The following is a 12168-nucleotide window of genomic DNA, read 5'->3' on the forward strand; positions in this document are numbered from 1 at the left end:
CTAGTTTTGAAGGAATATGCCTTTGGTAGTTTGGTGACGATGGCAGAGAGGTCACACCCGTTCCCATACCGAACACGGAAGTTAAGCTCTCTAGCGCCGATGGTAGTTGGGGCCTTGCCCCTGTGAGAGTAGGACGTCGCCAAGCAATTCAAACACGAATCGATTGATTCGTGTTTTTTTGTTTTGAAAAGGAATTTGATAAAAAATATAGCAGAAGTTTTTCAGCATTGTATGAAATACAAACACATTGCCTAGAAGCACTTCATATTATATATAACAAAAGGACGTATATTTTTCTGAAAAGTGTTAAGGAATAGAAATGTAAAATATATTCAGTTAAATTGGGAGGAGGATAAGTTATGGAATCGCTAAATGAAATTTGCATTATATGTGAGCATAAAAGAAACGAAGGGATATATGTTCAGAATCGTTTCATCTGTGATGAATGTGAAAAGGATATGGTGAATACTGAGACAAATGATCCAAAATATATATATTATTTGAAACAACTAAAGAAAATAGAAGTATCATATTTTTAAATAGGCATATGCCTATTATTTTTTTTGATTTGATATCTGTATAATAGATGAAGAAAGAAAAGTTAGGAAGAGGTAACATATGAATCAAAATCAAATACCGTTATACGAAGCATTAGTGCGCTTTAAACAGCAACAACCGTTATCTTTACATGTCCCAGGTCATAAAAATGGTTTGAATTTCCCTAAAGAAGCAATCGACAGCTTTAGAGATATACTTTCTATTGATGTAACTGAATTAACAGGATTAGATGATTTACATAGTCCCTCTGCATGTATAGATGAGGCACAACGATTGCTGGCTGACGTATATGAAGTACAGAAAAGTTACTTTTTAGTTAGTGGCTCTACAGTTGGAAATTTAGCAATGGTTTTATCTTGCTGCGGGGAACATGACATTGTTCTTGTACAAAGAAATTGTCATAAATCCGTTATAAATGCTTTAAAGTTAGCAGGTGCTAATCCAGTATTTTTAGACCCATGGATTGATGAGGTATATCATGTGCCTGTTGGCATCCATAATGAAATCATAAAAAAGGCTATTGACCAGTATCCAAATGCTAAAGCACTTATTTTAACACATCCTAATTATTACGGTATGGGCGTCAATTTAAAAGAAAGTATCGCCTATGCGCATCAGCATCAAATACCTGTATTAGTAGATGAGGCACATGGCGCACATTTTTGCTTAGGAGAACCATTTCCTCAATCAGCAGTGGCGTATGGTGCGGATATTGTAGTACAGTCTGCACATAAAACATTACCTGCAATGACGATGGGATCTTATTTACATATAAATAGTGACTTAATAAATAGAGAGAAAGTTTTTAGTTATTTAAATATGTTACAATCTAGTAGCCCATCCTATCCAATTATGGCTTCTTTGGATATTGCTCGTTTTGCATTAGCAAATATGAAAGAAAAGGGTTATCATTCCATTATTGAGTTCATCAATCAATTTAAAGAAGCATTACATTCTATTCCGCAAATAAAGGTTTTGCAATATCCATTACAGGATGAACTCAAGGTTACTGTCCAAAGTCGTTGTGAATTGTCTGGGTATGAATTACAGTCCCTATTTGAACAGGCTGGTATATATGCAGAAATGGCAGATCCGTATAACGTACTTTTTATTTTACCGTTACAAGTAAATGAGAAATACATGAAAGGAATAGAAATCATACGATTATTGCTAAGGCATTATAAGGTAACAGACAATAGACCTTCTATTCGTTATACTTATAAAGGGGAGATTTCTCCTTTACCATTTGCATATAAGCACTTAGAGGAATATGAGATAAAACGAGTACCTATAGAAGAAGCTGTTGGTATGATAGCAGCAGAGATGGTTATTCCATATCCACCTGGAATACCACTCATTATGTATGGGGAAACAATTCGTTTAGAGCATATAAGAGAGATTGCTCATTTAGAAAGAACTGGGGCTCGTTTTCAAGGGAATCCAACGTATATAAAGGTATATGTTATAGAGAGAAAGTAGGTTTTAGGATGAAGGGATTATTTGTAACAATTGAAGGACCAGAAGGGTCAGGAAAATCAACATTAATTACAAAGTTGTTACCATATTTTGAAAATAAGGGACAGAAAGTAATTGCAACAAGGGAACCAGGTGGAATTGTTATTTCAGAAGAAATTCGAACGATTTTACATAAACAAGAGTATACAATGATGGAAGCTCGTACAGAGGCGCTATTATATGCAGCAGCAAGGAGACAACATTTAGTAGAAAAAGTTATGCCAGCATTAGAGGCAGATCAGCTTGTATTGTGTGATCGTTTTATTGATAGCTCTCTTGCTTATCAAGGGTATGCAAGAGGATTAGGAATTGATAAAGTATATGAAATGAATCGCTTTGCTACAGAAGACTGTATGCCGAGCTTAACAATTTATTTAGATATTGCACCAGAAGTTGGTTTGGCACGTATTGAAAAAGATGCTGCAAGAGAAGTGAATCGTTTAGATATGGAAAGTGTTGCATTTCATCACCTTGTACGTGAGGGCTATCTACAAATTGTAGAACGGTTCAAAGATCGTATCGTGGTAGTGAATGCAGATCAGCCAATGGAGAACGTTGTAGAAGAGGTTATTCAGCTTATAGAAAGTAAATTGTTATAATAGAAGGAAAGTATAGGATAAGTGAGGTATGCATTATGACGAAGACGTGGGAGCAGCTTTCTGCTATACAACCCATTGGTGTAAAGATGTTAATCAATAGTATTGCAAAAGAGCGTATATCCCATGCTTATTTGTTAGAAGGTGCGAAAGGAACTGGAAAATTTGCAACGGCAATTCAAATGGCAAAAAGTTTTCTTTGTATGCAAAGAAGTGGTGTAGAACCATGTCATACATGTATCAATTGTCGTCGGATTGATTCAGGGAATCATCCTAATTTACATCTTGTAAAGCCAGACGGTCTATCAATTAAAAAACAACAAATTCATGATTTACAAGAAGAGTTTTCAAAAACAGGTTTAGAAGCAAATAAGAAGATATATATTATTGAGCATGCAGACCGAATGACGGCAAATGCTGCCAATACTCTATTAAAGTTTTTAGAAGAACCAAGTAGTGATACAACTGCAATTTTGCTTACAGAACAAAGTCATCAAATATTAAATACCATCTTATCTCGCTGCCAAGTAGTGACTTTTCGGCCGCTTCCTACAGAATCTTTAATTAGGAGATTACAGGATGAAGGAATAACGGTTTCCTTATCTACTCTCGCAGCTCAAATTACGAATAGTTTTGAGGAAGCATTAGCTCTTTGTAATGATGAATGGTTTGCACAAGCACGAACTTTAGTGATAAAATTATGTGAAGCGCTCGAAAAAGATAAAACCTCTCTTTTTTTTGTACAAGAAAAATGGGGGAAACACTTTGGAGAGAAGGAACAATTACAACTAGGTTTAGATATGTTACTCCTTATTTATAAGGATTTATTATATGTTCAACTAGGAGAGGAAGATCGTCTCGTTTTTCAAGAGCAAAAGGAGATGTTTGCAACTTTCTCTTATGCTCAGAAGCGCATTGTATCAGCCCTTTTTTATATATTAGAGGCAAAAAATAGAATCAACGCTAATGTAAATGCGCAGCTTGTGTTCGAGCAGTTAGTGTTGCGGTTACAGGAGGGATGACCGTTTTGTATGATGTAGTAGGTGTTCGCTTTAAGAAGGCCGGAAAGGTATATTACTTTGATCCCAATCAATTCGATATTTCGGAAAATGAGTTTGTAATCGTAGAAACTGTAAGAGGGATTGAATATGGGAAAGTGGTTATTACAAAAAAACAAGTAGATGAAAATGATGTTGTATTACCACTAAAGAAAGTTATTCGCATTGCAAATGAAAATGATCGGACCATTGTTGAAGAGAACAAGCATGCTGCAAAAGAAGCATATCAAGTTTGTCAACAAAAGGTGGCGGACCACAATCTTGATATGAAATTGGTAGACGTAGAGTATACGTTTGATCGCAATAAGATTATTTTCTATTTTACAGCGGATGGGCGAATTGATTTCCGTGAGCTTGTAAAAGATTTAGCAGCAATCTTCCGAACAAGAATTGAACTAAGACAAATTGGCGTTCGAGATGAAGCTAAAATGCTAGGCGGCATTGGACCATGTGGTCGTATGCTTTGTTGTTCTACTTTTTTAGGAGATTTTGAACCAGTATCTATTAAGATGGCTAAGGATCAAAATTTATCATTAAATCCTGCAAAAATTTCAGGTTTATGTGGTCGTTTAATGTGTTGCTTAAAATACGAGAATGATGAATATGAGGCGGCAAAGGAGCAACTTCCTGATTTAGATCAACGTATACAAACACCAAATGGTCTTGGACGTGTCATCGGATTAAATATTTTAGAAAGATTAATACAGGTGGAACTAGTAGACAAGGAACGGATAGTTGAATATACGTTAGATGAATTAATAAATGAAGGGGTCGTTTCGAGTCAAACCACAGATTAACGAGGTGGGTGCTTGTGGAGAAAAAAGATATTTTTGCAGCGGTTTCTAGCATGGAAGGGCAAATTGGACATTTATATAAGCAGTTGGGTGAATTAAAACAACATCTTGCCGAGTTATTGGAAGAAAACCAACATATTAAAATGGAAAATGAGAATTTGCGACGTCGCTTTGAGGAAGCGCAGACTAAGGAAAAGCAAAAAACTCAAAAACGTAAAGAAGTAAAACCTAAAACAGATATCGGTGAAGGATATGATAATTTAGCTCGCTTGTATCAAGAGGGATTTCATATTTGTAATTTACATTATGGAAGTGTACGTAAAGAAGGAGATTGTTTATTCTGTCTGTCATTTTTAAATAAAAAATAAAATTACCTTTCCAATGTATTGGAAAGGTAATTTTTTATACATGAGCGTAAGATTGGAAAGAATAAGCTTTCATTTTACGTTAATAGATAATGAAGTAGGATAGGTTAATTGGAAGAAAGGATATCATATATGGATTTATATGGAGATGAGCGTTTAGATTACTTATTAAATGAAGAAATGAAAATTATTCAAAGTCCATCTGTATTTAATTTTTCTTTAGATGCAGTGTTACTTGCAAATTTTGCTTGGGTTCCGATTCAAAGAGGAAATTTGCTTGATTTATGTACGGGGAATGCAGTTATTCCACTGTTATTAAGTAAAAGAACAAAAGGGAAAATCACTGGTGTAGAAATTCAAGAGCGATTATATGATATGGGAATAAGAAGTGTTCAATACAATTGTTTAGAAGAACGAATTCATTTAATTCATGGGGATTTAAAGGACATGCCGCAAACATTAGGTCATCATCAATATGATGTTGTTACGTGCAATCCCCCTTATTTTCAAACACCAAAATCATCGGAGAAAAATATAAATGAACATTTAGCAATCGCACGTCATGAAATTATGTGTACGTTAGAAGATGTGGTACGTGCTAGTAGTCAATTGGTGAAACAAGGCGGAAAAGTGGCTTTTGTACATCGACCAGGCCGATTGCTCGATATTGTAACATTAATGAGGAAATATAAAATCGAGCCAAAACGTGTACAATTTGTATATCCAAAAGCAGGTAAGGAAGCAAATACATTATTAATTGAAGGAATGAAGGATGGTAGTGCTGATTTGAAGATTTTACCACCGCTTTTTGTATATGATGAGAACAATGAATATACAAAGGAGATTCGTAGCATTTTGTATGGAGAAGAATAAACATTATTTTTATGTAGTGGAATGTTCAGACGGTAGCTACTATGCAGGTTATACAAATCATATAGAAAAACGAATTCAAACTCATAACAATGGAAAGGGAGCTAAATATACGCGTGCTAGGCTTCCAGTTGCATTGAAATATCTCGAAGTTCATGAAGAAAAACGAACAGCTATGCAAGCTGAATATTATTTTAAGCAGTTAAAGAGGAAAGACAAAGAAGAATATATGAAAAAAGGAGAACGTTATGTGGCAGCAAAAAAGCTTTCAACAGACTGAAGAGGGAGTTTTATACTTAGTACCAACTCCAATTGGCAATTTAGAAGATATGACATTTCGAGCGGTTCGAATATTGAAGGAGGCTGATATTATTGCTGCTGAAGATACAAGGCAGACGAGAAAGCTTTGTAACTACTTTGAAATTGAAACGCCAGTTATGAGCTATCATGAACATAATAAGGAAGTAAGTGGTCAAAAGATTTTAGCTAAGCTAGAAGAGGGAAAGACAATAGCCCTTGTAAGTGATGCTGGTATGCCTTGTATTTCTGATCCAGGATACGATGTTGTAGTAGAAGCTGTGGGAAAACAATATCACGTTATTCCACTTCCAGGAGCAAATGCTGCTCTTACAGCACTCATTGCATCGGGATTAGAAACGAAACATTTTTATTTCTATGGATTTTTACAAAGAAATAAAAAAGAACGTAAAGCAGAATTAGAAAAACTACGTTATGTTTCAACTACGATGATGTTCTATGAAGCACCGCACCGATTAGACGATACGTTGCTTTCTATGAAAGAAGTATTTGGTAATAGGGAAATTGTATTGTGCCGAGAATTAACAAAGAAATTTGAAGAATTTATTCGAGGATCGATTGAAGAGGCAATCGAATGGGCAAAGAAGAACGAAGTACGTGGTGAATTTTGTATATTAGTATCTGGATCAAAAGAGGAAGCTGTTTCTGAGGTAGAATGGTGGGAAACTATTTCAGTATATGATCATATCGAACAGTATATAAACGAGCAAGGAATGTCCTCAAAGGATGCAATAAAAAAAGTTGCAAAAGATCGAAACCTGTCGAAACGAGATGTCTATCAAATCTATCATATTGATAAAAAATAAGCTTCTCATAATTGAGAAGCTTATTTTGCTGATTGAATGTAATGTTGTAATTCGTTTAAGATTTGCTCAGCGCCTTCTTTGCTTAAGATAATTTTACCGTCAGCTAAAGATAAGTTATGATCTGATACTTCACCAGTTACTTGGCAAGTCATGTTTGGTTTGTATTTTTTTAGGATGATTTTTTCGTCATCAACGTAAATTTCAAGAGCATCCTTTTCTGCAATACCTAATGTACGACGTAGTTCGATCGGAATTACCACGCGGCCTAATTCATCAACTTTACGAACGATACCAGTAGATTTCATATTCGTTATCCTCCTCATAGTTTGTAATTTTTCGAGCTTATATTTTAATTCGTCATTTTTCGACAAAATACCCTATGAACATATGATACCAATCATTTACATTTCCGTCAATTCTTAAATTCTAGATTTTATAAAAGATTTCTAGATTTTTTATACTTCTTATTTATAATAGAATCGACAATATTTGCGCAAGCATTTTCTGATTTTATCATCTTAGCCGAAAAGTTCCCACCTCTAAGTGAATAGAAGGTAGGGAGAGTTCTATAATTATGATATTTCTTCTCCTTTTTGTATATTTTTGTGAAATATGAGTAATAGATGATAAAGATATCGAGCATTAATTCGTTTTTATGCGTCAGTTTTTGATATACTGTTTATAAATACATATGAGGTCATTTGGGAGGTTCAAAATAATGACAGAGGAAAAGAAATCCTTTTATATTACTACTCCAATTTATTACCCAAGCGGAAAGCTCCATATTGGACATGCTTATACAACAGTAGCAGGAGATGCAATGGCACGCTACAAACGCATGCAAGGGTATGATGTTCATTATTTAACAGGTACTGATGAACATGGACAAAAGATTCAAAAGAAAGCAGAAGAATTACAAGTAACACCACAAGCATACGTTGATGACATCGTTGCGGGAATTAAAGATTTATGGAAGAAAATGGATATTTCTTATGATGATTTTATTCGCACAACAGAAAATCGTCATAAAGAAGTAGTAGAAAAGATTTTCAAACAGTTAGTTGATCAAGGTGATATTTACTTAGATGAATACGAAGGATGGTACTCTGTACAAGATGAAACATTCTATACGGAACATCAATTAGTTGATCCAATTATGGAAGATGGTAAAGTAGTTGGTGGAAAAAGCCCTGATAGTGGACATGCTGTAGAACTTGTCCGTGAAGAATCCTACTTCTTTAGAATGGGTAAATATGTAGATCGACTATTAAAGTTCTATGAAGAGAATCCTCATTTCATTCAACCAGAATCACGTAAAAACGAAATGATTAATAACTTCATTAAACCAGGATTAGAAGATTTAGCTGTTTCACGTACTTCATTTGACTGGGGAATTCGTGTCCCAGGAAATCCTAAACATGTTATTTACGTATGGGTAGATGCATTATCAAATTATATTACAGCATTAGGATATGGAACAGAAAATGCAGAGAAGTATAAAAAGTTTTGGCCAGCAGATGTTCATTTAGTAGGAAAAGAGATTGTTCGTTTCCACACAATTTATTGGCCAATTATTTTAATGGCACTAGATTTACCACTTCCAAAGAAAGTATTTGCTCATGGCTGGATTTTAATGAAAGATGGAAAGATGAGCAAATCGAAAGGGAATGTCGTTGATCCTGTTACATTAATTGATCGTTATGGATTAGATGCATTACGTTATTACTTACTTCGTGAAGTTCCATTTGGATCAGATGGTGTATTTACACCAGAAGGTTTTGTTGAACGTATTAACTTTGACCTTGCAAATGACTTAGGGAATTTATTAAATCGTACAGTTGCAATGATCGATAAGTACTTTGACGGCCAAATCCCTGCATTTAAAGCAAAGGTAACAGAATTTGACGAAACGTTAGTAAATTTTGCAACAGATACATTACAAAAAGTAGAAGAAGCAATGGAAAACATGGAATTCTCGGTAGCATTAAGTTCCATTTGGCAATTAATTAGTCGTACGAATAAATATATTGATGAAACACAGCCATGGGTATTAGCGAAAGATGAGAAAGATCGAGAGAAGCTTGCATCTGTTATGGCGCATTTAGCAGAAATGCTACGTCAAACAGGTATCATGCTTATGCCATTCTTAACAGCAACACCAGGTAAAATCTTTGAACAACTTGGTATTACTGATGAGGCATATCAATCTTGGGAGAGCCTTTCTACAATTGGATGTATCCCAACTGGTACAAAAGTTGTAAAAGGACAACCAATCTTCCCACGTTTAGAAGTAGAAGTAGAGGTTGCCTATATTAAAGAACAAATGAAGGGTTCTGCACCTAAAGTTGAAGAGAAGAAAGAAGAACCGAAAGCAGAAGAAATTACGATTGATGATTTCTTTAAAGTAGAATTGCGTGTGGCAGAAGTAATCGAAGCAGAACCAGTGAAAAAAGCAGATAAATTACTAAAAATTCAATTGGATTTAGGAACAGAAAAACGCCAAGTTGTATCTGGAATTGCGAAATTCTATACACCAGAAGACTTAAAAGGTAAAAAAGTTATTTGTGTAACGAATTTAAAACCAGTAAAATTACGTGGTGAATTATCACAAGGTATGATTTTAGCGGGTGAAGAAGACGGTGTCCTATCGTTAGCAACAGTTGATCAAAACTTACCAAATGGTACAAAAATCAAGTAATTATGACAAAGAAAGAGGTGTTTCACGTGTAACATTCGTGAAGCATCTTTTTTCTTACTAAGGAATTTCCTTTTGATTTATATTGTAATATTACTGGCATTCTATCGTTAGGAAAATGTTTTTTAGTAGCATTTATTTTAAATAAAAGGAGTTATTTGACATGTTGTTTGATACGCATTCACATTTAAACGCAGAGCAATTTGAAGAGGATTTGCAGGAAGTTATTGCTAGGATGAAAGAGGTTGGGGTAGCATATACAGTTGTCGTTGGCTTTGATGAAGTAACGATAAAGAAGGCAATTGAACTTGCAGAAACATATGATTTTATTTATGCGGCAGTTGGTTGGCATCCTGTCGATGCAATTGATATGAAGGAAGAACATCTCGTTTGGTTAGAAGAATTAGCTGCTCATCCGAAAGTGGTTGCCCTTGGTGAAATGGGGCTAGATTATCATTGGGACAAGTCTCCGAAAGAAGTGCAAAAAGAAGTATTTCGCAAACAAATTCAATTAGCTAAGAAAGTGAAATTACCGATTATTATTCATAATCGTGAAGCGACACAAGATATTGTAGATATTTTACAAGAGGAGAATGCCGCTGAAGTAGGAGGCATTATGCATTGTTTTAGTGGAAGTGTAGAAGTAGCAAAACAATGTATTGATATGAATTTCCTCATTTCATTAGGAGGACCAGTAACGTTTAAAAATGCAAAAAAACCGAAGGAAGTTGCTACGGAAATTCCAATGGAAAAATTACTAATAGAAACAGATTGTCCATACTTAACGCCACATCCGTTCCGTGGAAAGCGAAATGAACCAAGTTATGTTAAGCTTGTAGCAGAAGAAATTGCAAATCTAAAAGGCATTTCATATGATGAAGTTGCAAAAATAACAACGGAGAATGCAAAAGCTTTGTTTGGTGTGAAATAAAAAAGAATGGGGATGCCCATTCTTTTCCTTTTTTTAATTGTGTGAATGTGAAAATAATAATGGAAAAGTATCCGTTTTTTTGTTTTACTAAGTAGAGACGAAATGAGTGTGGAGGCAGTCATGAAAATAAAAGAGATTATCGTTGTAGAAGGTAAAGATGATACAGTTGCCATTAAACGCGCTGTAGATGCAGATACAATTGAAACGAACGGTTCAGCAATTGGTGATCATGTTATTGAACAAGTGAAATTAGCGCAACAAAAACGGGGCGTTATTATTTTTACCGATCCAGATTATCCTGGAGAGCGTATTCGAAAAATCATATCTGAAAAAGTACCGGGCTGTAAGCATGCTTTTTTACCAAAAGAGGAAGCACTTGCTAAGAGAAAAAAAGGTGTCGGAATTGAGCATGCTTCTAATGAATCTATTCGCCGTGCGTTAGAAAATGTTCATGAGGAAATGGAAGATTACACAAGTGAAATTAGTTGGAGCGATCTAGTTGATGCTGGCCTAGTAGGCGGAGAGATGGCAAAAAGTCGTCGAGAAAGAATGGGTAAGCTATTAAAGATTGGTTATACAAATGCGAAGCAGTTACATAAACGGTTACAAATGTTTCAAGTTTCTAAGGAGGCATTTGCAGCAGCTTATAAACAAGTATTACAGGAGGAAAAGAAATGAAGGATATCGCAACGCCAAATCGTACAAAAGATATTGTTGAAAAGTACGGATTTTCATTCAAAAAAAGTTTGGGACAAAATTTCCTAATTGATACAAATGTATTAAATCGCATTGTTGATTATGCAGAGATCGGACCGAAAGGCGGAGCTATTGAAATTGGTCCTGGTATTGGAGCTCTAACAGAGCAATTAGCGAAACGTGCCCAAAAAGTGGTGGCTTTTGAAATTGATCAAAGACTATTACCCATTTTAGATGAGACGTTAGCTCCATATGGTAATGTGACAATTATTAACAAAGATGTTTTAAAAGCAAATGTGCACGAAGTATTTCAAGAACAATTCGAAGAGGGACAAGACGTAATGGTGGTAGCTAATTTACCATATTATGTGACAACGCCAATTTTGTTCAAATTACTTGAAGAAAAGCTACCTGTTCGTGGATTTGTAGTGATGATGCAAAAAGAGGTAGGAGATCGTTTGGCTGCTAAGCCGGGAACAAAAGATTACGGTTCTTTATCCATTGCAATTCAATACTATACAGAAGTAGAGACCGTTATGACAGTTCCGCGTACGGTATTTGTTCCACAACCAAATGTGGATTCAGCTGTTATTCGTCTTTTAAAACGTCCGAAGCCAATTGTAGAAGTAATAGATGAAAAGTTTTTCTTTGAGGTAGTACGCGCAAGTTTTGCACAACGTCGCAAAACGTTAATGAATAATTTATCAAATAACTTAAATGATTTTCCGAAAGATAAAGAATTGTTAGAGCGAATTTTAACAGAGATAGGAATTGATCCGAAACGTCGAGGGGAAACGTTATCCATTGAAGAATTTGCAATGTTAAGTAATGCGCTAGTTCCTCATAAGACGAAGTAAAACATGAATCAGTGGGGGAGCTTTATCCTTCACTGACTATGAGCTCGTACCAAACGGCTACTATAAAATAGCGGATGAAATTTTAAATAAATAATAAAGGGCAGCTTAA

At 35.1% G+C, this 12168-nt stretch carries 14 protein-coding genes and 1 rRNA gene; 14 read left to right on the forward strand and 1 reads right to left on the reverse strand.

Translation table 11 applies throughout. The annotated features are described in order from the left end of the window. Positions 1-29 precede the first annotated feature (29 nt). The 10 genes from rrf (at position 30) to rsmI (ending at position 6880) form a co-directional block, all read left to right on the forward strand. A 5S ribosomal RNA gene (gene rrf, locus MR058_RS21025) occupies positions 30-145 on the forward strand. Between the two features lie 214 nt (positions 146-359). Further along, on the forward strand, positions 360-539 hold the full coding sequence (locus tag MR058_RS21030) for a sigma factor G inhibitor Gin (RefSeq protein WP_242145685.1): 180 nt from the start codon (positions 360-362) through the stop codon (positions 537-539). Between the two features lie 79 nt (positions 540-618). Continuing rightward, positions 619-2037: an aminotransferase class I/II-fold pyridoxal phosphate-dependent enzyme gene (locus MR058_RS21035; RefSeq protein ID WP_242145686.1), complete on the forward strand. Its 1419-nt coding sequence runs from the start codon at positions 619-621 to the stop codon at positions 2035-2037. Between the two features lie 8 nt (positions 2038-2045). Beyond that, entirely contained in the window at positions 2046-2672 is a 627-nt protein-coding gene (gene tmk, locus MR058_RS21040; protein WP_242145687.1) for a dTMP kinase, read from the forward strand. Positions 2673-2707: 35 nt separating this feature from the next. Then, a complete protein-coding gene (gene holB / locus MR058_RS21045; protein WP_242145688.1) occupies positions 2708-3691 on the forward strand; it encodes a DNA polymerase III subunit delta' in 984 nt (327 codons plus the stop codon). A 5-nt stretch (positions 3692-3696) separates the two neighbouring features. Further along, positions 3697-4524, forward strand: a complete 828-nt coding sequence (locus MR058_RS21050) for a PSP1 domain-containing protein (protein WP_242145689.1) — start codon at positions 3697-3699, stop codon at positions 4522-4524. A 14-nt stretch (positions 4525-4538) separates the two neighbouring features. Next, entirely contained in the window at positions 4539-4889 is a 351-nt protein-coding gene (gene yabA, locus MR058_RS21055) for a DNA replication initiation control protein YabA (RefSeq protein WP_242145690.1), read from the forward strand. A gap of 129 nt (positions 4890-5018) precedes the next feature. Beyond that, positions 5019-5759: a tRNA1(Val) (adenine(37)-N6)-methyltransferase gene (locus MR058_RS21060; RefSeq protein WP_242145691.1), complete on the forward strand. Its 741-nt coding sequence runs from the start codon at positions 5019-5021 to the stop codon at positions 5757-5759. Continuing rightward, entirely contained in the window at positions 5746-6036 is a 291-nt protein-coding gene (locus tag MR058_RS21065; RefSeq protein WP_242145692.1) for a GIY-YIG nuclease family protein, read from the forward strand. The genes MR058_RS21060 and MR058_RS21065 overlap by 14 nt, the downstream gene beginning before the upstream one ends. Next, a complete protein-coding gene (rsmI, locus tag MR058_RS21070) occupies positions 6005-6880 on the forward strand; it encodes a 16S rRNA (cytidine(1402)-2'-O)-methyltransferase (RefSeq protein WP_242145693.1) in 876 nt (291 codons plus the stop codon). The genes MR058_RS21065 and rsmI overlap by 32 nt, the downstream gene beginning before the upstream one ends. A 20-nt stretch (positions 6881-6900) precedes the next feature. Here the strand turns inward: rsmI and MR058_RS21075 are convergent, their stop codons facing one another. After that, complete coding sequence (locus tag MR058_RS21075) at positions 6901-7185, reverse strand: AbrB/MazE/SpoVT family DNA-binding domain-containing protein (RefSeq protein WP_011983177.1); 285 nt, start codon at positions 7183-7185, stop codon at positions 6901-6903. Between the two features lie 413 nt (positions 7186-7598). Between MR058_RS21075 and metG the strand changes: the two genes are divergently transcribed. The 4 genes from metG (at position 7599) to rsmA (ending at position 12059) form a co-directional block, all read left to right on the forward strand. Next, positions 7599-9578, forward strand: a complete 1980-nt coding sequence (gene metG, locus MR058_RS21080; protein ID WP_242145694.1) for a methionine--tRNA ligase — start codon at positions 7599-7601, stop codon at positions 9576-9578. A gap of 160 nt (positions 9579-9738) precedes the next feature. After that, positions 9739-10506: a TatD family hydrolase gene (locus MR058_RS21085; protein WP_242145695.1), complete on the forward strand. Its 768-nt coding sequence runs from the start codon at positions 9739-9741 to the stop codon at positions 10504-10506. A 120-nt stretch (positions 10507-10626) separates the two neighbouring features. After that, on the forward strand, positions 10627-11184 hold the full coding sequence (gene rnmV / locus MR058_RS21090; RefSeq protein WP_242145696.1) for a ribonuclease M5: 558 nt from the start codon (positions 10627-10629) through the stop codon (positions 11182-11184). Further along, positions 11181-12059 (forward strand): 16S rRNA (adenine(1518)-N(6)/adenine(1519)-N(6))-dimethyltransferase RsmA, encoded by an 879-nt coding sequence (rsmA, locus tag MR058_RS21095; protein ID WP_242145697.1) that lies wholly within the window; start codon positions 11181-11183, stop codon positions 12057-12059. Before rnmV ends, rsmA begins: the two co-directional genes overlap by 4 nt. Positions 12060-12168 lie beyond the last annotated feature (109 nt).

The sequence above is a fragment of the Bacillus cereus group sp. BfR-BA-01430 genome (assembly GCF_022663115.1).
In the GTDB taxonomy this organism is placed as follows: domain Bacteria; phylum Bacillota; class Bacilli; order Bacillales; family Bacillaceae_G; genus Bacillus_A; species Bacillus_A cereus_BD.